This window comes from Streptomyces pseudogriseolus, from assembly GCA_002154585.1.
Classification (GTDB): domain Bacteria; phylum Actinomycetota; class Actinomycetes; order Streptomycetales; family Streptomycetaceae; genus Streptomyces; species Streptomyces pseudogriseolus.
This window is the reverse complement of record MUNG01000010.1, coordinates 45,806-67,797: the sequence shown is the minus strand read 5'-3', so window position 1 is coordinate 67,797 and position 21,992 is coordinate 45,806. Positions and strand designations below refer to the sequence as shown.

The 21,992-nt window shown below is 71.9% G+C and carries 22 protein-coding genes and 2 pseudogenes; 13 read left to right on the top strand and 11 right to left on the bottom strand.

From position 1 onward, the window contains the following. Positions 1-2: 2 nt before the first annotated feature. Together CCN29_RS01485 and CCN29_RS01480 are read right to left on the bottom strand one after the other, a co-directional pair. The gene (locus CCN29_RS01485; RefSeq protein ID WP_031061494.1) at positions 3-1,079 is read right to left on the bottom strand and encodes a response regulator; all 1,077 of its coding nucleotides are present in this window, start codon (positions 1,077-1,079) and stop codon (positions 3-5) included. Continuing rightward, complete coding sequence (locus CCN29_RS01480; protein WP_324609315.1) at positions 1,072-1,296, bottom strand: hypothetical protein; 225 nt, start codon at positions 1,294-1,296, stop codon at positions 1,072-1,074. Before CCN29_RS01480 ends, CCN29_RS01485 begins: the two co-directional genes overlap by 8 nt. 425 nt (positions 1,297-1,721) lie before the next feature. Between CCN29_RS01480 and CCN29_RS01475 the strand changes: the two genes are divergently transcribed. Continuing rightward, positions 1,722-3,389, top strand: coding sequence for a RecQ family ATP-dependent DNA helicase (locus tag CCN29_RS01475; RefSeq protein ID WP_086679682.1), 1,668 nt, complete (start codon positions 1,722-1,724; stop codon positions 3,387-3,389). 263 nt (positions 3,390-3,652) lie between these two features. Here the strand turns inward: CCN29_RS01475 and CCN29_RS01470 are convergent, their stop codons facing one another. The 3 genes from CCN29_RS01470 to CCN29_RS01460 form a co-directional block, all read right to left on the bottom strand. Then, positions 3,653-4,114, bottom strand: coding sequence for an excalibur calcium-binding domain-containing protein (locus CCN29_RS01470; RefSeq protein ID WP_031061489.1), 462 nt, complete (start codon positions 4,112-4,114; stop codon positions 3,653-3,655). Positions 4,115-4,214: 100 nt separating this feature from the next. Then, positions 4,215-4,811 (bottom strand): TetR/AcrR family transcriptional regulator, encoded by a 597-nt coding sequence (locus tag CCN29_RS01465; protein ID WP_031018988.1) that lies wholly within the window; start codon positions 4,809-4,811, stop codon positions 4,215-4,217. Beyond that, positions 4,808-6,295: an MFS transporter gene (locus CCN29_RS01460; RefSeq protein ID WP_086679680.1), complete on the bottom strand. Its 1,488-nt coding sequence runs from the start codon at positions 6,293-6,295 to the stop codon at positions 4,808-4,810. Before CCN29_RS01460 ends, CCN29_RS01465 begins: the two co-directional genes overlap by 4 nt. Before the next feature lie 371 nt (positions 6,296-6,666). Between CCN29_RS01460 and lanA the strand changes: the two genes are divergently transcribed. The 5 genes from lanA (at position 6,667) to CCN29_RS01435 (ending at position 12,234) form a co-directional block, all read left to right on the top strand. Beyond that, positions 6,667-6,828, top strand: a complete 162-nt coding sequence (gene lanA, locus CCN29_RS01455; protein WP_086679694.1) for an SCO0268 family class II lanthipeptide — start codon at positions 6,667-6,669, stop codon at positions 6,826-6,828. A gap of 168 nt (positions 6,829-6,996) precedes the next feature. Beyond that, complete coding sequence (locus CCN29_RS01450) at positions 6,997-10,161, top strand: lantibiotic dehydratase (protein ID WP_051803193.1); 3,165 nt, start codon at positions 6,997-6,999, stop codon at positions 10,159-10,161. Beyond that, entirely contained in the window at positions 10,158-11,531 is a 1,374-nt protein-coding gene (locus tag CCN29_RS01445) for a lanthionine synthetase C family protein (protein WP_031018993.1), read from the top strand. The genes CCN29_RS01450 and CCN29_RS01445 overlap by 4 nt, the downstream gene beginning before the upstream one ends. Positions 11,532-11,610: 79 nt before the next feature. Then, positions 11,611-11,751 (top strand): hypothetical protein, encoded by a 141-nt coding sequence (locus CCN29_RS01440; protein ID WP_228731531.1) that lies wholly within the window; start codon positions 11,611-11,613, stop codon positions 11,749-11,751. Positions 11,752-11,823: 72 nt separating this feature from the next. Next, on the top strand, positions 11,824-12,234 hold the full coding sequence (locus CCN29_RS01435; protein ID WP_006132249.1) for a RidA family protein: 411 nt from the start codon (positions 11,824-11,826) through the stop codon (positions 12,232-12,234). Positions 12,235-12,237: 3 nt separating this feature from the next. On the opposite strand, the gene CCN29_RS01430 is transcribed toward CCN29_RS01435, so the two are convergent. Further along, on the bottom strand, positions 12,238-12,720 hold the full coding sequence (locus CCN29_RS01430) for a GNAT family N-acetyltransferase (protein ID WP_420711898.1): 483 nt from the start codon (positions 12,718-12,720) through the stop codon (positions 12,238-12,240). 175 nt (positions 12,721-12,895) lie between these two features. After that, positions 12,896-13,471 carry a TetR/AcrR family transcriptional regulator gene (locus CCN29_RS01425; protein WP_086679677.1) on the bottom strand — a complete coding sequence of 192 codons (576 nt, stop codon included), beginning with the start codon at positions 13,469-13,471 and terminating at the stop codon, positions 12,896-12,898. A 296-nt stretch (positions 13,472-13,767) separates the two neighbouring features. Between CCN29_RS01425 and CCN29_RS01420 the strand changes: the two genes are divergently transcribed. After that, entirely contained in the window at positions 13,768-14,619 is an 852-nt protein-coding gene (locus CCN29_RS01420) for an SGNH/GDSL hydrolase family protein (protein ID WP_199814957.1), read from the top strand. Between the two features lie 14 nt (positions 14,620-14,633). On the opposite strand, the gene CCN29_RS01415 is transcribed toward CCN29_RS01420, so the two are convergent. Further along, positions 14,634-15,533 (bottom strand): SDR family NAD(P)-dependent oxidoreductase, encoded by a 900-nt coding sequence (locus CCN29_RS01415; protein ID WP_086679674.1) that lies wholly within the window; start codon positions 15,531-15,533, stop codon positions 14,634-14,636. A 106-nt stretch (positions 15,534-15,639) separates the two neighbouring features. Between CCN29_RS01415 and CCN29_RS01410 the strand changes: the two genes are divergently transcribed. The 3 genes from CCN29_RS01410 to CCN29_RS01400 all read left to right on the top strand — a co-directional run bounded on the left by CCN29_RS01410 (position 15,640) and on the right by CCN29_RS01400 (position 18,755). Beyond that, a complete protein-coding gene (locus CCN29_RS01410; protein WP_086679671.1) occupies positions 15,640-16,305 on the top strand; it encodes a TetR/AcrR family transcriptional regulator in 666 nt (221 codons plus the stop codon). Between the two features lie 297 nt (positions 16,306-16,602). After that, positions 16,603-17,631 (top strand): S66 family peptidase, encoded by a 1,029-nt coding sequence (locus CCN29_RS01405; RefSeq protein ID WP_086679668.1) that lies wholly within the window; start codon positions 16,603-16,605, stop codon positions 17,629-17,631. A 44-nt stretch (positions 17,632-17,675) separates the two neighbouring features. After that, positions 17,676-18,755: a protein kinase family protein gene (locus CCN29_RS01400; RefSeq protein WP_086679688.1), complete on the top strand. Its 1,080-nt coding sequence runs from the start codon at positions 17,676-17,678 to the stop codon at positions 18,753-18,755. Here the strand turns inward: CCN29_RS01400 and CCN29_RS01395 are convergent. Beyond that, positions 18,742-19,199: pseudogene (locus tag CCN29_RS01395) on the bottom strand (PfkB family carbohydrate kinase); the annotation flags it as partial. The gene CCN29_RS01400 and the pseudogene CCN29_RS01395 overlap by 14 nt on opposite strands. A gap of 56 nt (positions 19,200-19,255) precedes the next feature. On the opposite strand from CCN29_RS01395, the pseudogene CCN29_RS01390 reads away from it, so the two are divergent. Together CCN29_RS01390 and CCN29_RS01385 are read left to right on the top strand one after the other, a co-directional pair. Beyond that, positions 19,256-19,656 (top strand): annotated as a pseudogene (locus CCN29_RS01390) (GNAT family N-acetyltransferase). 175 nt (positions 19,657-19,831) lie between these two features. Then, a complete protein-coding gene (locus CCN29_RS01385) occupies positions 19,832-20,389 on the top strand; it encodes a CbrC family protein (protein ID WP_442538202.1) in 558 nt (185 codons plus the stop codon). Positions 20,390-20,535: 146 nt separating this feature from the next. Here the strand turns inward: CCN29_RS01385 and CCN29_RS01380 are convergent, their stop codons facing one another. Together CCN29_RS01380 and CCN29_RS01375 are read right to left on the bottom strand one after the other, a co-directional pair. Continuing rightward, complete coding sequence (locus CCN29_RS01380; RefSeq protein WP_006132261.1) at positions 20,536-20,787, bottom strand: twin-arginine translocase TatA/TatE family subunit; 252 nt, start codon at positions 20,785-20,787, stop codon at positions 20,536-20,538. A 28-nt stretch (positions 20,788-20,815) separates the two neighbouring features. Further along, positions 20,816-21,391 carry a TerD family protein gene (locus tag CCN29_RS01375; protein WP_086679663.1) on the bottom strand — a complete coding sequence of 192 codons (576 nt, stop codon included), beginning with the start codon at positions 21,389-21,391 and terminating at the stop codon, positions 20,816-20,818. A 210-nt stretch (positions 21,392-21,601) separates the two neighbouring features. On the opposite strand from CCN29_RS01375, the gene CCN29_RS01370 reads away from it, so the two are divergent. Then, entirely contained in the window at positions 21,602-21,991 is a 390-nt protein-coding gene (locus CCN29_RS01370; RefSeq protein ID WP_006132263.1) for a BlaI/MecI/CopY family transcriptional regulator, read from the top strand. The last annotated feature ends 1 nt before the right edge of the window (position 21,992 follow it).

The window sequence follows — 21,992 nt, the reverse complement described above, 5'->3', positions numbered from 1 at the left end:
ACCTAGCGACCGTTGCGCTCGAGGTAGATGGACGTGAAGACCGCGACCTTCGCGCGCAGAGCCCACGGGTCGAAGGGCTTGCTGATGTAGTCGACCGCGCCGGCCGCGTACCCGCGGGCCGAGTGCTCGGGCCCGCCCCCCATCGCGGTCAGAAAGATGATCGGCACGTCCCGGGTCCTCTGGCGGCGTTTGATGTGGGCGCACGTCTCGTAGCCGTCCATCTCCGGCATCTGCACGTCCATGATGATGACGGCGAAGTCGTCGTGGTCGAGCAGAGCCTTGAGCGCCTCCCGTCCGGAGGAGACCGTGACGAGCTCCTGCTCGAGCGTCGCCAACACGGCGGTCATGGCCAGCAGGTTGTCAGGCTGATCGTCAACCACGAGGATCTTGGGCATGTCCTGTGGGCCTGTCGGCAACGCCGCCTTCGTCGCCTGCTCGACCGCATCCAGCTGCCGCTCGAGTAACTCGCAGCGCCCCTCCGCCGCAGCTCGTTGAGCCTGCGCTTGGGCCAGAGCTGCTCCGAGACGCTCGACCTCCAGCCGAAGCGCGTCGCGTTCCTGCAGAAGCCCGGACACGTCCGGGTGCGCCCGGGCGAGCTCGTCCGCACGCCGTTGTTCCGCGATGCGGTCGGCTTCCAACTGGTTGAGCCTGGTCTCGAGATCGGCGATGCGCTGTGTCCGGTCGAGCAGTGCGTCGCCCAGTACGTCGCCTCGGACGCTCGATCGCCGGGAGACGTGGTCGGCATCGGCCAGCTGCTGTTCCAAGATCTCCACCGCGTGCCTCGGCGACGAGGCGGCGTCCACAGCCGACCCGTACAGGCCTCGTACCAGTTCGATGGCCTCGGTCGTCACAGCGGTCCCTCGATGTTCGGCGACGTCGGCGAAAAGGTCGCTGATCACCTGCCACGGAGGTAACCGCGTGCCGTTGAGGTATCGCGAGACCGTCCCCGGATCCAGTCGACGCCGAGCCGCGTAACGGCGCACGGACACCTGCAGACTTTCGAACAACTCCCTCAAGGCTTGCGCCAACGCCCGAGACGCATCGCTGAGGTTTTCGCCCAGAGGCTGCAGCTTACTCACGGGCCTCTCCCTCACCCCTGCTCGCACCCGCGGTCCCCTGGGGCCGGACGGTGCTCTCCTCCGTAGCGATCAGTCGGTTGAAGAAGGGCACTGCCAACCCTGCGGCGGCGAGCCCCGCGAGCAGGCTGCGTGCGAATCCCTCCCCGGCAGCGGCCGTCAGTCCGCTCGCCACGCCGCCGGTCAGCACGGCGAGCAGGAAGATCAAAGATGACCTCATCGACAGTAAGGGGCGGTCCACCATTTCTCCGTTCTCTCAGTCCGTCGCGGTACGACGGCATTCGTCCAGTCATCCAGCCGGTCGCGGGACGGAGCAACCAGAATGAACCAAGCCGGTGGTGTTGCGATCCCTGACGTGGAAGCCGAGCGGTGCGCGCTCCCCCGTTGCGCACAGGACTCGATGCCTCTCGGAGCACTCGCTGCTGGTGACGAGCCCGGGCGCACGCCGGGCGCCGAAGCGTTGCGCTGCAACGCTGCCCGTGCCCGGCAACATCCCGCTGCCGTCGAATGCACCGGCGCGGCTACAACACGCGTGTGACCGCGCCGAGTGCTGTTCATCGGCTCGTACGCCGCGTGCATCCCCGCCCCCGCAGCGGGCACCCGGGCCGGGAACTCACTGGTCAGGGGCTGGAAAGGGCGTACGCGATGGATGAGCACGAGCGGGGCGCCGAGCTGCGTCGCGTGGCCCGCGAGCGGTTCGGGTGGAGTGATCTGGGCGCGGAGCAGGCCGAGGCGATGCAGGCGCTGCTGGACGGCGGTGACGTGCTGGTCGTGATGCCCACGGGGTCGGGGAAGTCGGCGATCTACCAGGTGCCGACCGTGCTGCTGGGCGGTCCCGCCGTCGTCGTGTCGCCGCTGATCGCCCTGCAACGCGACCAGGTCACGGGGCTGCGGGACAGTGAGGCTCCGGACGCCGTGGCGGTGAACTCCGCGCAGTCGCGGTCGGTGACCGACGAGGGCTGGCAGGCGGTCGAGGACGGTGACGCCGAGTACCTGTTCCTCTCCCCCGAGCAGCTGGCCAGGAAGGACGTCCTGGAGCGGCTGGGTGAGCTGCGTCCGTCGCTGTTCGTCGTCGACGAGGCCCACTGCGTGTCCGCCTGGGGGCACGACTTCCGTCCGGACTATCTCACCCTCGGTGAGGCCGCCGAGCGGCTGGGCCGGCCGCCCGTGCTCGCGCTGACGGCGACCGCGGCGGCTCCCGTGCGGGAGGACATCGTCGAGCACCTCCACATGCGCGACCCCCGGCTCGTGACGACCGGCACGGACCGGCCCGCCATCCGGCTGACCGTGCGGACGTTCACCGACGACCCGTCCAAGCGTGAGGCCGTGTCCCGCTGGACGGCCGAGGCGCCCGCCCCGGGCATCCTCTACACCGCCACCCGCAAGGACGCCGAGGCGTATGCGGAGCGTCTCCGGGAGGACGGGGTGGACGCCGAGGCGTACCACGCGGGTCTGAAGGCGGACGAGCGCCGGCGCATCCAGGACGGATTCATGGCCGGGAGCCCTGCCGTGGTCGTCGCCACCTCGGCGTTCGGGATGGGCATCGACAAGCCCGACGTACGGTTCGTCGCCCACGCGTCCGTGCCCGAGTCGCTCGACTCGTACTACCAGGAGGTCGGGCGGGCGGGCCGGGACGGGGAAGCCGCCGAGGCCGTGCTGTTCTACCGGCCGGAGGATCTGGGGTTGCAGAAGTTCCTGACGTCCCGGTCGCTGGACACCGAGGCGCTGCGGCGCGTCATGAGCGTGCTGCTCGACCAGGACGCCCCGCGGAGCCGCAGCCGTACGGCGGAGCTGTGCGGGCTGTCGCGCCGGAAGGCCGGCGATCTGCTGAACCTGCTGGAGGAGGCGGGCGCCGTCGCGGCCGAGGGGAGGCGCCGTGCGGTGCGGGCCGTGCCGGGGCGGTCGGCGGAGGACGCCGCGGAGGCGGCGGAGGAGGTGTTCGAGCGGCGGCGCCGTATCGACCGCTCACGCATCGAGATGATGCGCGGCTACGCGGAGACGCCGGGCTGCCGACGGCAGTACCTGCTCGGCTACTTCGGGGAGCAGTTGGACACCCCGTGCGGCCACTGCGACGGGTGTGAGCGTCTGGACGACGAGCCCGGGGCGTCGGACGCCGGGCATGAGGACGCCGATCCCCCGGCCGGGGAGACGGGGCCGTACGAGCCGAACGAGCGCGTGCAGCACGCGGATTGGGGTGCGGGCACGGTGATGCGCAGGGAGGACGACCGGGTCGTCGTGCTGTTCGAGCAGGTCGGATACAAGACGCTGTCGCTATCGGCCGTGGAGGAGGGTGACCTGCTGACCGGGGCCTGAGAGACGGTGGGCCGGATTCAGGGGCGCGGCCGGACGCGCACCCAGCGGGGGCGCGCGTCGGTCCACTGCCCTGAGGCGGCGACGGCGTACCGCTTGCCGCGCTTCATGGCCTGCGCCCAGGCTGGGTGAGGCCGCTCCCGCTGCTGCCGGTCACTTCGGCACCGCCCCTTGCCGTCGGCGGTTGTTCCTGCGCGGTGGGCGGCGCCGCAGTGGCGGCGGGGCCGCCCGTGGACCCGCGTCGGACGGGTGCCACGGGGCGTCGGTCAGCCCCACTCGCAGCCGACGCCGTCGCCGTCCCGGTCGAGGTGGCTGCCGTAGCCGGGGTCGCCGCGGTACACGGGCGTCGCCCCGTCCGCCCGAGCAGCGGCGCAGTTCTGGTAGTAGACGCTGCCTCCGCCTCCCCCGCCGCTGTAGTCCTCCTCGGCGGGTTCCTCGGTCACGGTCTTGGTCACCTTCACCTTGACCGTTTCCGTTTCCGTCACCGTCACGGTCGGCGCGGGTTCAGGGTCGGCGGTCGGTGTGGCGGTCACGGTCGCGGTGGCGGTGACGGTCACCGTCGGCTGGGCCTTGACCGCCAGAGGCTGGGCGTCGTCCTTCGCGCTGCTGTCGCCGGAACATCCCGACAGGCTCACGATGCAGGCGATTCCGAGCGCGGGCAGCAGGAATCGCTGACGCGCCCACTTCGGCGCGGTGCGGCCGGCTGGCGGTATGTACGGATTGGTCATGGCGCCCCCCGGGTGCTAGTTGCAGCACGAACTGTAGCGGTTGTGTGAAGAAAATATGAAGTCCGAGGTGCAGTCCCCGCCGTACGCCAAAGGGGCAGTCTCAGTACGCCCGCGGGATCAACTGCGCCTGGACCAGCGGGCCGTAGCGTTCCACCGTTTCGTCGACGGGGGTCGACCTCACGTCCGTTCCGCGGGCGATGCCGAACATCACGCCCAGGCCGAGGAGTGCGGCCAGGGCCAGTTCCGCGCGCAGGCCCGCGTCGGGGCCGGGGAGGCGGGCGGCGAGCCGGGTGGTGACCTGGGCGCGGAAGTTGGCGCGCAGGATGTCGCCGTGGTCGCCCTGGAGCGGTGCGAAGGCGATGCGCAGAAGCGGGTCGGAGCCGTGCTCGCGCTGGCTGACCAGGACGTGCCGGACCATGTGGCGGCCCAGGTCCTCCAGGGGCGCGCCGAGGAGGGCCTCGGCGTCCTCCTCGAAGGACATCACGCGGGCGAAGACGGCGTCCTTGTTGCCGAAGTACTTCAGGATCAACGGCGGACTGACCCCGGCGCGCTCCGCGACCGCCTTGAGGGTGATGTCGGCGTGCGCCTGGCGGGCGAGGAAGTGGCGGGCGGCTCGAAGAATGGCCGCCTTGGTCGCCTCGGCGTCCCGTCGTGCGGGACGGGGCGTCTCGCCGGGCGGCGGGATCTCGGTGCTCACGCGTCCTCCTTGGCGGTGCCGTCGGCGACGGACCGGGCGCCTTCCGTGCGGACGGGCTCGTTCTCGGGGGCCGGGTCGCCGGGTATCAGCAGGGCCACGGCGCTGCCCGCGAGGGCGACGGCGGCGGCGACGGAGAAGGCCACGAGGTAGCCGTGCAGGGTGGGCAGCGGGAGCCCGTCGACGAGGCTGGTGTGGTGCACGAGAACGGCGGCGACGGCGGCGCTGGACACGGCCTGTCCGACGGTGCGCATCAGGACGTTGACGCCGTTGGCGGACGCCGTCTGCGTGGCGGGCACGGCGCGCAGGATCAGGGCGGGGAGCGCCGAGTAGGCGAGGGTGGTGCCGACGGACACGACCGTGGCGCCGACCATGATCATGACCAGGGAGCGGCTGTCGGCGATGCGCACGCCGTAGCCGGCGGCGATGACGGCGGCACCGAGGGCGAGGGTGATCCTCGGTCCGCGCGCGGCCGAGATGCGGGCGGAGACCGGGGACAGCAGCAGCATGACGACGCCGCTCGGCAGCAGCACCAGGCCGGTCTGGACGATGGACAGGCCGAGCCCGTAGCCGCTGGCCTCGGGGGCCTGCACGAGCTGCGCGGTGACGAGCGTGTTGGCGTAGAAGGCGAAGCCGGTCAGGAGGGCGGCCACGTGGGACAGGCCGACGCGGGGCCGGGAAACCAGCCGCAGGTCCACCAACGGGCGCTGGGCGCGGAGTTGGTGGCGCCACCAGAGGGCGAGGACGAGGGCGGCTCCGGCGAAGAGGCCGAGGATCGGGGCGCTCCCCCAGCCCCACTCGCCGCCCTGGGAGACGGCGAGGAGCAGGCAGACCAGTCCGGCCGCCAGTCCGAGGGCGCCGGTGACGTCGAAGCGGCCGCTCTCGCGCACCGGTGACTCGGGCACGGCCCAGCGGATCAGCAGGACGCCGGTGGTGCCGAGGCCGGCGGTGACCCAGAACATGGCGTGCCAGTTCGCGTACTGGATGATCAGGGCCGCGGCGGGCAGGCCGAGGGCGGCGCCGATGCCGACGGTGGAGCTCATCAGCGCGACGGCGCCGTTACGGCGTTCCGGGGGGAGTTCGTCGCGCAGGATGCTGATCGAGAGGGGTACGACGGAGACGGCGGCGCCCTGGAGCGCGCGGGCGGTGATCAGCAGTGCGATATCGGCGGTGAGGGCGCAGATCACCGAGCCGGCGGTCATGAGGGCGAGGGACAGCAGCAGCACACGGCGTTTGCCGTACATGTCGCCGGCGCGGCCCAGCACGGGGGTGAGGACGGCGCCGGCGAGCAGGGACGCGGTCACCATCCAGGAGACGGTGGACGCCGACGCACCGGTGAGGCGCGGCAGGTCGGGGAGCAAGGGCACGACGACGGTCTGCATGACCGCCATGAGGATGCCGCAATAGGCCAGGACAGGGATGGTGAGCCGGGCCCGGAGGCCGGTGGTGTCGCGGGGCGGACGGGGTGTCGGGGCGGGCGACGCCATGGGCTCTCCAGTGGCAGACCTGGGCGGTGATTCTTTTGGTGAATGGTGATTCACCTTAGCAGTGAATTGCCATTCACCCGGTCGGGAGCGGGGCCGACGGGACGGTGCGCGCCACCGTCCGTGCCGCCTCCGGCCACCAGGCGGGCAGGACCCGGCTGGAGCGCAGGAGCGACGGGAACCGGCCACCCCCGATCCCGGACATGGAGCCAGGGGCGCAGGCATGAGCGCCGGAAGGCCACCTTCCATGCCGTGATCAATGGCGTGATTTCATCTACCACCCATCTCTGTGGGCACGAAGGATACGCATGTTCGGGCCGCGACCGCGGCCCGGCTCGTTCGAGTCCGTGCACCCCAACACCCAAGGGAGAAGCATGAGTACCGAGATCGTTCTGTCCCAGGACGCCCCCGAGCTGGACCTCGACCTGGACCTCCGTGTCTCCGACCTCCCGGAGCAGGCCGAGTCCTTCGGGCAGGGCACCTACACCTCGCCGAGCAGCTACGCGATCGGCACGCGCTGCCCCGTGTGTTGCTGACGGGCTGACGCCCCTCAGGGGCTCTTCCGGGCGGGGCGGTGCTGGGACCGCCCCGCTCTTCCGTACGACGGCGGCGAGGAGAGCACACACGTGGCGGCGGAGTCCGTACCGCATCAGGCGTTGGCAGCATGCGACGTATTCGACGTAAGGGAGCCCGTGCTCGTCCGTATGGCGAGCCGGCCGCGCGGCACCGCCCTGGCGGGCGTCGACGCCGCCGATCCGGTGCCCGGAGCACGGCGACTCGCCGCCGATCCCCTGCTCGGCCAGGCGGTCCGGGTGGCCAGCGGCTCCCTGGCGCTCGGTCTGGACCGTCTGACCAGCGACGAGGGCGTGGCCGCGCTGGGCCGGAAACGGACGTTGAGCGCCGCTCGCACCCTGACGCGGTACGCCCGCCGGGCCGCCGCGCGTCCGACGCCGTTCGGTCTGTTCGCGGGTGTGGGCACGGCACGTTTCGGTTGCGCGGCGAAGGCGGAACCGGAGACCGGTGAGGTCGCGGTCCGGCTCGACGGGGCGTGGCTGCGGCGCCGGGTGCTGGCCTGGCTCGCCGAGCCCTCCGTACGCCGGCGCGTGGACGTGGTCCTCAACGACCTGTGTGTCCTGCGGGACGGGCGGCTGCATCTGCGTACCGGCGGACAGGAGCAGTCGGTGCGGGACAACGCGCTGGTCGGCGCGGTCCGCGAGCGGGCCCGGACCCCGGTGGCGTACGGCGAGCTGCTCGACTCGCTCACCGCGCGTTTCCCGTCGCTGGACGCCGGGCGGCTCGACCGTCAACTCGCCGAGCTCGTCCGGCACGGCTTTCTGCTCACCTCGATCACCCCGCACCGCATCGACGCCGCGCTGCTGGACGGCATCGAGGCGGTGCTCGACGAGGCGCTGCCCGGCGACGCGCGGGCGCTGCGGGACATCCGGACGGCCTGTGCCCGGCATCAGGAGGACGATCCGGGCCTGGGCGGCGACTCCTGGCGTCAACTGCTGGACGCGGTACGCCGGCTGGACGTCCCCGGCACGGGCGGCGACGCGGACGCCAGACCGCCCGTGCACGTGGATCTGCACATCCCCGGCGACTTCGTCCTGCCGGACGCCGTCGGTGAGGAGGTGCGCCGGTACGCGGGCGCGATCTGGGCGATCACCCCGGAGTGGACGACGCTCGCGTACATGCGGGACTACCGCGACCGTTTCATCGAGCGGTACGGCACCGCCTCCGCCGTGCCGCTCGGCGAGTTGGCCGACCCGCACCGCGGCCTCGGTCTGCCTCCCGAGTACGGCGCGGAGCCGACGTACGCGCGCAGCGGGCCCGGCGACGAGGCGGACGCCCCGCGTCGGGCGCTGGTCGGGGAGCTGATCCAGGAGGCCGTCCTGTCCGGCGGCGACCTGGTGCTGACCGACGAGGTCGTACGGCGTCTCGCCGATGTCGCCCGGCACGATCCCGAGGCCACGCCGCCGCGCGGTCTCGAACTCTGCTTCCAGGTGCTCGCCGAGAGCATCGGCGCTCTGGACCGCGGCGACTTCCGTCTGCTCGGCAGCCCGCACATCGGCGCCTGGGCGGCCGGCGCCACCGCGGGCCGCTTCGCGGAGGCCGCCGGCCTCACCGCCGAACTGACGCGGCTGGCCGCCGAGACGTCCGGCGCTTGCGACGGCGACGTGCTGGCGGCGCAGGTGGAGCTGCTGCCCCGGGAGCCGCGCGGACTGAACATCGTGCAGGTGCCGCGGCTGCTGCCGTACCGGATTCCTGTCGGTGTGCCCGACGACCGGGACGACCCCCGCTGTCTGGACTGGCGCTCGCTGCTCGTCGCCGCCGGTTCGGACGGCCTGCGCCTGCTGCACCCGGAGAGCGGGCGCCCGGTCCGGCCGGTGCTGCCGCACATGCTGGCCCTGGACGCGCAGGCTCCGCCGGTGGCCCGGTTCCTGATGGATCTGGCGACGGCTCGGCCGCGGGTGTGGTCGGGCTGGGACTGGGCCGGGCACGACACCCTGCCGTATCTGCCGCGTGTGCGGTGCGGCAGGGTGGTGGTGATGCCGAAACGGTGGCTGCCCGGGCGCCGGCTGCGGGACGCGGCCCGCGCCAAGGGCGCCGAGGTGTGGGAGCGGGGCCTCGACGCCTGGCGGCGGCGTCTCGCCGTACCGGACCGGCTGCAGATCGCGCGCAACGACCAGATGTACCCCGTCGATCTGCGCGACCGCTGGGACCGTGATCTCCTGCGCGCCGAACTGACCGCTCCACAGCCTCGGTTCGTCCTCTACGAGGACATGACGGCCGAGGGCGCGGGGCTCGGCTGGAACGGCGGTCACAGCACGGAGATCGTGGTGCCCCTCGCCGGGGCGCGGCCGTCCGGCGATGCGGCGGAGACGACGGGCGGGGAGCGGGCGCGGTCCGCGCCACCGGTCAGGCGGGCTCCCACCCGGTTCCATCTGCCGGGCGAGGACTGGCTGTTCGTCAAGTGGTACGCGGAGCCGTCGGCCCACGAAAGCCTGCTCGCGGATCATCTCCCCGCCGTGCTCACCGAGATCGAGGACGACGTCGACCGTTGGTTCTTCGTGCGGTACCGGGATCCCGAGCCGCATCTGCGGCTGCGTTTCCACGGCGACAGCGAGGCGTTGAACAGCCGGGTGCTGCCCGCGCTCGGCCGAGCGTCGCGCATGCTCGTCGAGAGCGGGGCCCTGCGTGCGATGACCGTCGACACCTACCGGCCCGAGAGCGACCGGTACGGGGGCGAGGCCCTTCAGGAGGCCGCCGAGCGCCTCTTCCGCACCGACAGCCTGTCGGCGATCGTGCAGGTGCGTGCCGCACGGGCCCCGGGGCGGGCTCTCCCCGCGGACGTGCTCGCCGGGCTCGGTCACGCGGTGCTTCTGGAGTCCCTCGGGGACTGGGACTGGTGCGGCTGGGTCGACCGGATGTTCACCAAGACCGAGGAGCACGAGGTCTACCAGCGGCACCGTGCCCTCGCCGACCGGCTGATCACGCCGGGGAGCGTGGTCGCGGCGGCCGCGGAAGCGCTGCGGGCGCCCGCGCTCGGTGCACTGTGGACCGAGTCGCCCGAGCCACGTGCGTACGGCCGGCTGCTCCTCTCCGCACCGGAGGCCGACCGCGACGAGGCGCTGTTGTCGCTGCTGCACATGCGGCACAACCGCGGGTTCGGCATCGACCGGTCGGCGGAGGCGCGGGGATACGCGGTGCTGCGGGGCGCGGTACGCGGTCACCTCGGGCGACGGCGGCACGGCGGCGGGGGCGTGGGCACGGACGCGGGCGCGGGCGTGGGCACGGACGCGGGCGCGGGCGCGGGCACGGACGCGGGCGCGGGCACGGACGGCAACGGGAGCGAGAGCGGTCGATGAGCGGGGCGACGGACGTGACCGGCGGTGGCGGCACTCGGGGGTTCGCGAGCCGTGGCACTGCTCAGGGACTGCGGGAGCGAGCCGGCGCCGTGTCCGCCGAGATCCTGGACCGGCTGTCCGATCCCGCCGCCACCATGGCGGCCACGCGCATCCCGGCCGAGGCCGCGGACGACGGGCGCGCGGAGCCGGTCTGGGCCGAACTGACGCTGGGCAGCGGCAGTCCCGGACTGGCGCTCGCCTTCGCGGGGGCCGCCCGGGACGCGGCGCGGCAGGTTCCGCGCGCCCACGCATACCTGACGACGGGCACACGCGCTGTCTCGGGCGGGGCCGCGGCGGCGAGCGGGATCTTCAAGGGGCCGGGTGCGCTGGCGTTCGCCGTGCTGGTCGCCCATCGCACCACCGGCGGATACGTCTCCGCGCTGGAGCGGTTCGACGCCTACCAGCGCGATCTCGTACGGACCGTTCTGCCGCCGGTCGAGGACCGGCCGTTGCCCACCATCGGGCACTACGAGGTGGTCCGTGGACTGACCGGAGTGGGCCGCTATCTGCTGGCCCGTGCGGAGACCTGCGAGGAGCCGCTGACGGCGGTACTCCGCTACCTCGTACGTCTGTCGCTGGGCACCGTGCGGCACCACGGCGTGCAGGTGCCGCGCTGGTGGGCCCTGGACGCGCCCCGGACCGGTTCGGAGCGGGCGTTCCCCGGCGGTCATCTCAACCTCGGCCTGTCGCACGGCGTCGCAGGGCCTCTCGCGTTGTTGGCCCTGGCGTGGGAGCACGGCGTGCGGGTGCCGGGGCAGCAGGACGCGATGGAGGCGACGGCCGGCCTGCTGCGGACCTGGGCGGTGACGGACCGGCACGGCGTCTTCTGGCCCGGCCACCTGTCCTTCGCCGAGTGGCAGCGCGGCTCCGCCGCCTACGAGGGACCCGCCAGGTGGCCGGCCTGGTGCTACGGCGCTCCCGGGGTGTCCCGCGCGCTGCAACTGGCCGGGCGGGCGCTCGGCCGGACGGACTTCTCGGACCTCGCCCGCGCCTCGGTGGACCGGCTGCTCGCCCTCCCCCGCAGTGACTGGGGGATCAACGACCATGCGCTGTGCCACGGTTGGGCCGGGGCACTGCACCAGCTCGGCCGGCTCGACGAGGAGTGGCAGGATCCGCGGCTGAGCGGGCTGCGGGACGACATCGCCGCCGAACTCCTGTCCGCGTTCGACCCGGCGCTGCCGTTCGGACTGCGGTTCACGATGACGAAGGTGCCGTTCGGTTCCGACGTGTCCGGCTATCTGGACGGCGCCGCCGGTGTCGCGCTGGCGCTGGACTCGTACGCGGTGGACGGCACGCCGGCCGACTGGGACATGCCGCTGCTGCTGGCGTGACGGACGCTGAGGGGATGGATGTCCGCGCCCTCGCTGCGGCGGCCACCTGGGGCACGGCGGGAGCGGCTTCGGGTACGTCGTGCAGGCGGCGACGACGATGGACGGCCGGCGCGCCGTCACCGTCTCCGTGCACAGCCGCTCCGCCGGTCCGGAGACCGCGGCCCGCCAGGAGAACGCTATGCACGACCTCGTCGACCGCGCCTTGAGCCACGGCGACTGAGACCACGGCAGCCGACGCACGCCGGGAAAAATGGGATGCGCCAGGGGCGGATCCGTCGAGAGACTCGCGCCCATGACGGGTCCGATCACGCGCATCAATCCGCCTCAGCTGCACGCGACGCCGGGGTACCACCACATCACCGTCGTGGAGACGGGACGGACGGCCTATCTGGCGGGGCAGGTGCCGCTCGACCCGGCCGGGGAGCTCGTGGGACCGGGTGATCTGGACACCCAGATCGACCAGGTCGCGGCCAACGCCCTCGCTGCCCTGAACGCGGTGGGCGCCGGGCCGGAGCATGTCGTCCGCACGGTGATCTACGTCGTCTGCGACGGTGAGCCGGTCCTGGGCGCAGCCTGGCGACGCCTGAACGCCTCGGTCATCGGACCGGCGTTCACCACCGCGAGCACACTGCTGGGGGTCACCCAACTCGGCTTCTCCGGGCAGCTGGTCGAGGTCGACCTGACCGCGGCGCTGCCCGGCTGACCTTCACGCCACGGCCGGCCTTGGGCCCCACACGTACCGGACGTCCGGCTCCCGTTCCTCGTTCTGCCGGCCGTCGGTCCACTCCGCCGCGACGAAACCCTGTCGCTCGTAGAAGCCACGCGCCGCCTCGTTGACCTGGAACGTCCACAGCGTCAGTCCTGACGGGCTCCGCTCCTTCGCCAGGTCCACGAGGCGTCCTCCGATGCCCCTGCCGTGCCAGGCGGGGTCTACGTAGAGCTGGTCCAGGTCCTCGCCGTCCAGCACCATCATCGCGACGACCGTCTCGTCCACCGTCGCCACCCACGTCTCCCGGCAGGGAACGACCACCTCGCGGATCCACGCCCGCACCTCGTCGTCCGTATGCGCCCGGCGCACACTCGGCAGCGCCGCCGCGAAGGAACGCAGCCACACCTCGGCCACGGCGACGGCATCGGAACCGGCCGCACGGCGGACGACAACGTCGTTGGTCTCCACGTCAGTTTTCACGGCCACACATGCTCGCAGCTTCCCGGGGCGGACGCACCCGAGTTCTCCGCGCGCCCGGGTGCTGACGGCGGCGGGCCCCTGCGTGGGATCGGCCCACTCCGACCGGCTGCGACTGCCGGCCGGCGCGGTGACAAGAAGCGATCAAGGCGGCTGCCGGGAAGATACAGCGGGCCGTCTAGAGGACTTGGGAAACCAGGGAGCCCCGGGGAGTCAGCACCTCCTGGAGCAGGGTGCCGTACCGCGACACCAGTTCCGTGCGGTCCAGGCGGAGCAGGACATGGTCCTCGGCGACCCACAGGGCGTAGAGGAGTCCTCCCGCTACGGCGGCCGCCGTTCGCGCGCGGAGGTCGGCGTCGGGGCCGGTCAGCCGGCGGCGCAGGGGTTCGACGAAGAGGTGCTCGTGCGTGTCCCTCAGCCGGTCGCGGATGTGCGGCTCGTCGCCGCCGTGCACCAGCGCGAGGAAGACGCCGCGTGCCGAGCCGCCGAGGTCGAGGAGGAGTTCGGCGAGGCGTTCGCCCAGGCGGTCCAGCGGTGCGTCGAACAGCGGTCCGAGGTCGAGCGTCATGTGCATCGTCCCCAGGAACAGCAGTTCCTTGCTCCTGAAGTGACGGATCACCAGGGCGGGGTCCGTGCCGGCCTCGGCGGCGATCCGGCGGACGGTGGTCCGTGCACAGCCGCTGGTCCGGAACAGCCGGGCGGCGGCCGAGTGGATGAACTCGCGGGTCGAGACGCGGGAGCCGGTCTGCAGCATGCGGGTCAGGATAGGCGGCGCCGTGCTTCGCGACTGCGCGTTCACACGTTCACGGGGGGCGGACGCGGACTGCGTGTGTGTTTCGAGAAGTTCGGTCAACAATGTTGACTCCCGCTCGGGGCGGCTGCACATTACTTGACGGTAGAACCAGCTGGTAACCGCTCGACCAGGCACTCTTTCCCGCCCGCCGCGCCCGCAGCCTTCGCAGCCCCCGCACCCGCAGCTCCGCCCTCCCTCCGGAAAGGGATCACATGCAGAAGCATGTCTCGCGCCGTCATGTCACGTGTCGCAATGTCATGAGCGCATCAGTCGCGCTGGCCGGTGTGCTCGCCCTGAGCGTCACGGCCGGCGGCACGGCCCAGGCGTCGTCCGACCCGCTCCGGTACGTCGCCCTCGGCGACAGCTACAGCGCCGGCTCCGGCGTCCTGCCCGTGGACACGAGTAACCTCCTGTGCCTGCGCTCCACGGCGAACTATCCGCACGTGATCGCGGACCGGACGGGCGCCCGCCTCAAGGACGTGACCTGCGGCGCCGCCGAGACCAAGGACTTCACCTCGTCGCAGTACCTAGGCGTCCCGCCGCAGGTGAACGCGCTCGGCGCGGACACCGACCTGGTGACGCTGACGATCGGCGGCAACGACAACGGCACCTTCATCAACGCCATCACGGCCTGCGGCAGCGCGGGGCTGCTCACCGCGGGCAAGGGCAGCCCGTGCAAGGACCTGTACGGCACGACCTTCACCGACCAGATCGAGAAGAACACGTACCCGGCGCTGAAGAGCGCCCTGCGGGCCGTGCGCGCCAAGGCGCCCAACGCCCGTGTGGCGGTGCTGGGTTATCCCTGGATCACCCCGGCGCAGGCCGACCCGTCGTGCTACCTGAAGCTGCCGGTCGCCGCCGGTGACGTGCCGTACCTGCGTGACGTGCAGACCCACCTGAACGCGGCGGTGGAGCGCGCCAGCGAGGAGACGGGCGCGACCTTCGTCGACTTCGCCGAGGTCTCCGACGGCCACGACGCGTGCACGCCCCTCGGCACGCGCTGGATCGAGCCCCTGCTGTTCGGCACCAGTCCGGTGCCCGTCCACCCGAACGCCCTGGGCGAGCGGCGGATGGCCGAGCACACGATGGAGGTGCTGGGCCTGGGATGAGGCCGGCTGTGCCGTCACACGGGGAACGTCACGCCCGTGAGTTCCTCGGAGACGGTCCACAGGCGCTGCTGCACGGCCCGGTCATGGGAGTCGCGGCTGGACCGCACCAGTGTCGGGTGGCCGCGGACCTCCTGGAAGCCGCTGGGGCCGTAGTACTGGCCGCCGCGTACGTCGGGACCGGTGGCGGCGCGCAGCGTGGGCAGGGCGCCCATCGTGGCATTCTGGGTGATCAGCGGCGCGAGCCAGGTGATCGGCAGGCGGAACGCGGCGGGCGAGTTGCGGAGCAGTTCGGTGTTGGAGACGCCGGGGTGCGCGGCCACCGCGACCGTGGCGCCGTGCCGCGCGAGCCGGCGCTGCAGTTCGTACGTGAACATCAGGTTGGCCAGCTTCGACTGGCCGTACGCGCCGACGCGGCTGTACGAGCGCTCCCACTGCAGGTCGTCGAAGTGGATGGCGGCGCGGATGCGGTGGCCGACGCTGCTGACCGTGACGACGCGGGAGCCGGGGACGTCGAGGAGCCGGTCGAGCAGCAGGCCGGTGAGGGCGAAGTGGCCCAGGTGGTTCGTGCCGAACTGCAGCTCGAAGCCGTCGGCGGTGGTCCGCTTCGGCGGGTACATCACGCCCGCGTTGTTGATCAGCAGGTCGATGCGCGGATGCAGGGCGCGCAGGTCGGCCGCCGCCGACCGGATCGAGTCGAGGGAGGCCAGGTCGAGGGCCTGGACGCCGACGTCGCCGTGGATGCGGGCGGCGGCCTGCTTGCCCTTCTCGACGTCCCGGACGGCCAGGACCACCCGGGCGCCCCGCTCGGCGAGCATCCTCGCCGTCTCGAAGCCCAGCCCGGTGTTCGCGCCGGTCACGATCGCCACCCGGCCGTGTTGGTCGGGGATGTTCCGCTCGTCCCACTTCTCACTCATGACGCACTCCTGAAGCTTTAAGGAACCGTTGGTCTGTTATCAACGAACGTAAGAGACCGGCGGTATGATGTCAAGAGACCGATGGTCTGTAAGCTAGACTGCGGACATGACCTTCAAGCGGGCGCGAAGCGAGGAGCAGCGGGCGATACGCCGCCGGGCGATCCTGGACACGGCGGCCGCGATGCTCGACGAGATGCCGGTGGCCGAGGTCAGTCTCAACGGGCTCAGCCGGCGCGTGGGCCTGGCCAAGTCCAACGTCCTGCGCTACTTCGAGTCGCGCGAGGCGGTGCTGCTGGAACTGCTCGACGACTTCCTGGGCAGCTGGCTGGAGGCGCTGGCGGACGAACTGGCCCGGGAGGTCGACGCGGGAGCGGCACCGGAGGTGCGGGCACGCCAGGCGGCCGAGGTGATCAGCCGGTCGCTCGCGGAGCGCACGGTGCTGTGTGACCTGTTCGGCGCGCAGGGCGGCGTTCTCGAACGCAACGTCTCGGTCGAGGTCGTCAAGCGGCACAAGCGGGCGTCCATCGCGAGGCTCGCGACCATGGCCGAGCTGCTGCGCGGCCACGTGCCCGAGATCGGTGACGCCGCGGAGAACTTCTGCCTGATGGCCCTGGCCGTGGCGGGCGCCCTGGACACGTACGTTCCGCCGCCGCCCAGTGTGCTCGCCGCCTACGCGGAGGAGCCCGAACTGGGCGTGCTGCACATGGAGTTGCCGGACGCGCTACGGCTCGCCGTCACGTCCCTGCTGCTGGGAGTGCTCCCCCGCGACTGAACAAGGTCTGCGGCGCCTCGGCGAGCACCGCCTCGACGTCGTCGACGCTGAGCGCCGGCTGGGCCGCCATGTCACCGTCGTGCTGCCGGAGATGCAGAGGGTGCGGGAGTGTCCGGAGACGAGCTCCCCCTGGGGTTGCGGGCGGGGCTGGCCGAACGGGCGAGGGAGGTGGCGGCGCTGTACGAAGACCGGTGACGGAAGCCGGAGTTGACCGCGCGTGTCGGACGCGTCCCGTACGGGCCTGGGCGCGCCGAAACCCGCTGTCGCGGCGACGCCGTCCCGTGTCAGGATCACCGCATGTCAGTGCGCTTTCCGATGCCCCTGCGTCCCGGTGACCGTGTCGGTGTGACCGCTCCGTCGAGCGGAGTGCCGGAAGCGATGCGCGGACGGCTGGACGTCGCCCTCGGTGACATACGGGCACGGGGGTACGAGGTCGTCGTCGGAGCCTGCATGGACGGTTCCGGGCACGTCAGCGCCCCGGCCGCCGAGCGTGCGGACGAGCTGATGTCGATGCTCACCGACCCCGCCGTCAAGGCGATCGTGCCGCCGTGGGGCGGGGAGACCGCGATCGACCTGATCCCGCTGCTCGACTGGGACCGGCTGCGTGAAGCCGAACCGACGTGGGTCGTCGGCTTCTCCGACATGTCGACCCTGATGACTCCCCTCACGCTGCTCACGGGCACGGCGACCCTGCACGGCAACAACCTCATGGACACGCCCTACCGCGTGCCGGACGGGCTGCTGTCCTGGCTGGACATCGTGGCCGCGCCACCCGGCCACCGCTTCACGCAGACCCCGCCCGGACGCCACCGGACCGTGGGCTTCGACGACTACGTCCTCCACCCCGACGTACGCGAGTACACGCTCGACGCGCGGGGCGGCTGGACGCGTCTGGGCGGCGACGGCGACGTGGTGGCCGAGGGCCGACTGATCGGCGGCTGCGTCGACGTGCTGTGCAACCTGGCCGGGACGCCGTACCTCGACGTCCCCGCCTTCGCCCGGGAAAGGTCCCCCGAGGGACTCCTCGTGTACGTGGAGGTCTGCGAGAGCGACGCGTTCACCACCTGTCGCCAGCTGCACGGCATGAGGCTCGCCGGCTTCTTCGACGGCGCGAACGCCATCCTCGTCGGCCGGACCGGCGCAGCGGACCGCCCGTCCCTCAGCCAGCACGAAGCGGTCCTCGACGCGCTCGGCTCCCTGAACGTCCCCATCATTGCCGACGTCGAGTGCGGGCACGTCCCGCCGTACATGCCGATCGTCAACGGGGCGCACGGGCGTGTGGTGCACACGGCGAGCCGGAGCGAACTGACGCAGACACTGCGGTGACGGGTCCACCGCGTGACGGGGAGGCGGGCGTGAAGCACCGCGACATGTCCCGCGACGCCCGCCTGACCGCCCACGGCGCCGTGTCCACCTCGCTGGCCCTGTGCGGTGACCGCAAACTGCGTGAACTCGTGGACGCCGGAACGCCGATCGGTTCCGGTATCGGCGGACGGACCGTACTGCTGGACGTGGCCGGGACTCCGGTGTGCGTCAAGCAGGTGCGACTGACCGATCTCGAGCGGCGACCGGACCACTTGCACTCCACGGCGAACCTGTTCGATCTCCCGCTCTTCTGCCACTACGGAGTCGGCACGATCGGCGGCCCTGGCTTCGGCGCGTGGCGGGAGCTGGCCGCGCATCACATGACGACCAACTGGGTCATCGGGGGCGACTACGAGGGCTTTCCGCTGATGTACCACTGGCGCGTGCTGCCGGACGACGGCGGCCACCCTCTGCCGGACGAACTGGCCGACGTCGAACGCGCCGTCGCCTACTGGGGAGGCGCGGCCGAAGTACGGGGGCGCATCGCGGGTCTGGAGCAGTCCTCGGCCAGTCTGTTCCTGTTCATGGAGTACATCCCGCAGAACCTGCACGACTGGCTGAGTGAGCGGATGAGCCACGGTGTGGAGACCGCCGAACGGGCGTGTGCGCTGGTGGACGGTGAGTTGAGGGCCGGGATCTCGTTCATGAACGCGGGCGGCCTGCTGCATTTCGACGCGCACTTCCAGAACATCCTCACCGACGGCCGGCGGCTCTTCTTCACAGACTTCGGCCTCGCACTCTCCTCGCGCTTCGAACTCGCGGCGGACGAAGCTGACTTCGTCGAGCAGCACCGCACGTACGACCCGTGTTACGCCGTCACGCATCTCGTGGACTGGCTGGCCGTGGCTCTGCTCGGACACGGGCCGGAGGAGCGTAGAGCGTTCGTGCGGGCGTGCGCGGAGGGGGTGCGCCCCCGGGGGATGCCGGCTGGAATCGCCGGTCTCGTTGCCCGCTACGCACCGGTCGCGGACGTGATGGGGGACTTCCACCGACGGTTCCGAGAAGAGAGCCGGATGGCTGCTTACCCGTCGGAGGCGCTCCGGCGGGTCGGATCGCCGCTGCTTCTCGCCCTCAACGCCCGGTGAGTGACTGCCACTCCTCGTCGCTCAGGCTCAGCAGGCGTTCCGTCTCCCGCGGGGGCGGTAGGGGGCCGTGGTCGGCGGTCACCTGGAGGGCCGAGACCGCGGTGATGTGGCCGAGGCGCAGCGCGCGGGTGAGGGTTTCGCCGCGCAGGACGCCCGTCAGGAAGCCCGCCGCGAAGGCGTCTCCCGCTCCCACCGGTTCCACCACGCGTGTGCGCAGCGCGGGGACGGTGGCCGGGCCCTCGGGTGTGAAGGCGTCGCCGTCCGGGATCCGTCCTTGACGACGACGATCCCCGGAACGGGCAGCAGATGCCGCACGTCGTCGGCGGTGAGGGCGCTTCCCCACAGCCCTTGTGCCTCGTCCAGGCCGACGAAGACGATGTCCGCCTTGTCCGCCAGTCGCCGGAGGACCGGTGCGGCGACGTCGGCGGACCACAGGGCGGCTCGTGTGGTGTGCCGTCCGGGGTCAGCAGGCAGATGCCGGTGTCCGCCGCGGCGATCCAGTGGCCGGGGCGGCCGGCCACCGGCGCCACCGCGCCCAGCGCATACGCGCCCTGAACGCCCTGCACGCCAAGGGTTCGAGGGCCCGGTCGGGCGGACGGACTGGAGGAGCAGGCTGGAGCGGCACAGTCTCGGGTGGGTGTGTGCACGGGACGGCGCGGAGCTGGTCGGGTTCGTCAATGTCGCCTGGGACGGCGGGATCCACGCCTTCGTGCTGGACACCGTGGTGGCACAACGGTGCCGTGGCCACGGCGTGGGAACCGCCCTCGTCCGTGCCGCCGCCGAGGGGAGCCGCGCGGCGGGCTGCACATGGCTCCACGTCGACTTCGAGGCGCCCCTGCGCGCGTTCTGTCTCAGCGCCTGCGGGTTCAGGGAAACGGCTGCCGGACTCATCGCGCTGTGACCAGTCCGGGCAGCCGCCCCGGGACGCGGTCCGGGAGGCGGATGTCCGACCGGGCGGGGCTGACCGCGACCTGCTGAACGGACGCGTCCGACCCCGCGCGGCACACCGTGGTCCTGGAACGCCGGACGCGCGACCGCGCTTGATCGACGGCGGGCTCACGGACACACTGCTCCTCATGAGCCAAGTCCGGGAACCGGCGACGCATGACGACCTGCCCTTCTTCCGCTACCACCCGGACCCTCTGGCCACCGGGTCCATCCGCGCGTCCGCCGACAGGTGCGCGTGCTGTGAGCGCGGCAGGGGCTGGATCTACACGGCCAGCTTCCACACGGCGCACGAGGTCGGCGGACCGCTCTGCCCGTGGTGCATCGCGGACGGAAGCGCGGCCGAACGCTTCGAGGGTGACTTCACCGACTCCTACGGGCTCGACGGCGTCAGCGAGGACGTCCTGCACGAGGTCACCCGACGCACACCCGGCTTCTCCGCCTGGCAGGATCCGCACTGGCTGGTCCACTGCCAGGACGCGGCGGCCTTCGTCGGCGAGGTCGGGTATGCCGAGCTGACGGAACACCCGGAAGCCCTGGAGCAGTTGAGGTCGGAAATGCGTCTCATGGGCCTGTACGACGAGGAGCAGATCGAACCCCTCCTGACCCGCCTGGGCGGCGGTGCGACCGCCATGCTCTTCCGCTGCACGGTCTGCGGTGCGCATCTCGCGTACGTGGACGCCAGTTAGGACGTCGCCCCGGCCTTCGCAAGCGCCGAGGTCAATGTCGGCTCACCTGCGGCGGCGTCTGCGGCGCAGGGCCAAGGGCACCGGAAGAACGGCTGTCGGACTCGTCGCGCTGTGGTGAGTCCGGCAGCCGTCCCCCGTCGTGCCCGTTACGGGCGCCCGGTGTCCCGGTGGACGTCCGGGTGGGGGTGGTCCGTGGGGGCCTGGATCGTCTCGCCCTGGATGATCCGCGGAGGCGTGTCCGTCTGCTGCTGCTTCTCCGCCTCCTTCATGGCGCGCGCCTCGGCCTTGAGGATGCGGGCCGACTTGCCCGCGTTGCGCGCCAGTTCGGGGCCCTTCCTGGCCAGGACGATCACGATGACGACGATGAGGATGATGGCCAGTTCGCTCAGTCCGAACATGGTCTTCCGCTCCCTCTGTCTTCCCGGGTCAGACGTTCACGCCGAAGTCGGCGGCGATGCCGGCCAGGCCGGAGGCGTAACCCTGCCCGACGGCGCGGAACTTCCACTCGGCGCCGTGCCGGTAGAGCTCGCCGAAGACCATCGCGGTCTCGGTGGACGCGTCCTCGGACAGGTCGTAGCGGGCGAGCTCCGCGCCGCCGTTCTGGTTGACGATCCGGATGAACGCGTTGCGGACCTGGCCGAAGCTCTGGCCGCGGTTCTCCGCGTCGTGGATGGAGACGGGGAACACGATCCGGCCGACCTCGGCGGGCACGGCCGCGAGGTTCACCTTGACGCTCTCGTCGTCGCCCTCGCCCTCACCGGTGAGGTTGTCGCCGGTGTGCTCCACCGAACCGTCGGGGCTGCGCAGGTTGTTGTAGAAGACGAAGTGCTGGTCCGACAGCACCTTGCCGGAGGCGTCGAGGAGCAGGGCGGACGCGTCGAGGTCGTAGTCGGTGCCGGTGGTCGTACGGACGTCCCAGCCGAGGCCGACGAGGACGGCGGTCAGACCCGGCGCCTCCTTGCTGAGCGAGACGTTGCCGCCCTTGGACAGGGAAACTCCCACGGTGTGCTCCTTCTTGGCCGGTGCGGTCGGACCCGCGGCTGGGTTCCTGAGCTACGAATCTACATCACTGTAGAGATCACGGGGCAGGGCATGGGACCGTACGTCCCGTGGACGGGCCGCGCGCCCGCACAGGGCGCGCGGCAGACGGACACGCGGGCGTCTATACGATGTCCGCGCGGGAAACGCACGGCGGCAGGAGGGAGACAGGGCGTGGGCGAGCAGCGGCAGCGTCCCCGGCGGCGGGGGCAGGGCGAGCTGGAGGCGCTGGTCCTGTCGGCGCTCAAGGAGGCCGACGGCCCGGCCACCGCGGGCTGGGTGCAGGAGCGTCTCGGCGGTGATCTGGCGTACACGACCGTGATCACCATTCTGACCCGGCTGCTGGCCAAGGGCGCCGTCACGCGGGAGCGGTCGGGGCGGTCGTTCGCCTGGACGTGCGCGCTGGACCAGGCGGGGCTGGCCGCCCGGCGGATGCGCAAGGTGCTGGACTCGGAGAGCGACCGTGAGGCCGTGCTGGCCAGCTTCGTGACCGGCCTGGGGCCGGACGACGAGCGGCTGCTGCGGGAGCTGCTGCGTCCGGCGGGGCCCGACGGGGAAGACTGAG

Coding starts and splice junctions, on each gene's coding strand:
- CCN29_RS01480 (WP_324609315.1), bottom strand. CDS start 1,296: ATGAGGTCATCTTTGATCTTCCTGCTCGCCGTGCTGACCGGCGGCGTG.
- CCN29_RS01475 (WP_086679682.1), top strand. CDS start 1,722: ATGGATGAGCACGAGCGGGGCGCCGAGCTGCGTCGCGTGGCCCGCGAG.
- CCN29_RS01470 (WP_031061489.1), bottom strand. CDS start 4,114: ATGACCAATCCGTACATACCGCCAGCCGGCCGCACCGCGCCGAAGTGG.
- CCN29_RS01460 (WP_086679680.1), bottom strand. CDS start 6,295: ATGGCGTCGCCCGCCCCGACACCCCGTCCGCCCCGCGACACCACCGGC.
- lanA (WP_086679694.1), top strand. CDS start 6,667: ATGAGTACCGAGATCGTTCTGTCCCAGGACGCCCCCGAGCTGGACCTC.
- CCN29_RS01450 (WP_051803193.1), top strand. CDS start 6,997: ATGGCGAGCCGGCCGCGCGGCACCGCCCTGGCGGGCGTCGACGCCGCC.
- CCN29_RS01445 (WP_031018993.1), top strand. CDS start 10,158: ATGAGCGGGGCGACGGACGTGACCGGCGGTGGCGGCACTCGGGGGTTC.
- CCN29_RS01435 (WP_006132249.1), top strand. CDS start 11,824: ATGACGGGTCCGATCACGCGCATCAATCCGCCTCAGCTGCACGCGACG.
- CCN29_RS01425 (WP_086679677.1), bottom strand. CDS start 13,471: ATGCTGCAGACCGGCTCCCGCGTCTCGACCCGCGAGTTCATCCACTCG.
- CCN29_RS01420 (WP_199814957.1), top strand. CDS start 13,768: ATGAGCGCATCAGTCGCGCTGGCCGGTGTGCTCGCCCTGAGCGTCACG.
- CCN29_RS01415 (WP_086679674.1), bottom strand. CDS start 15,533: ATGAGTGAGAAGTGGGACGAGCGGAACATCCCCGACCAACACGGCCGG.
- CCN29_RS01410 (WP_086679671.1), top strand. CDS start 15,640: ATGACCTTCAAGCGGGCGCGAAGCGAGGAGCAGCGGGCGATACGCCGC.
- CCN29_RS01405 (WP_086679668.1), top strand. CDS start 16,603: ATGTCAGTGCGCTTTCCGATGCCCCTGCGTCCCGGTGACCGTGTCGGT.
- CCN29_RS01400 (WP_086679688.1), top strand. CDS start 17,676: ATGTCCCGCGACGCCCGCCTGACCGCCCACGGCGCCGTGTCCACCTCG.
- CCN29_RS01385 (WP_442538202.1), top strand. CDS start 19,832: ATGAGCCAAGTCCGGGAACCGGCGACGCATGACGACCTGCCCTTCTTC.
- CCN29_RS01380 (WP_006132261.1), bottom strand. CDS start 20,787: ATGTTCGGACTGAGCGAACTGGCCATCATCCTCATCGTCGTCATCGTG.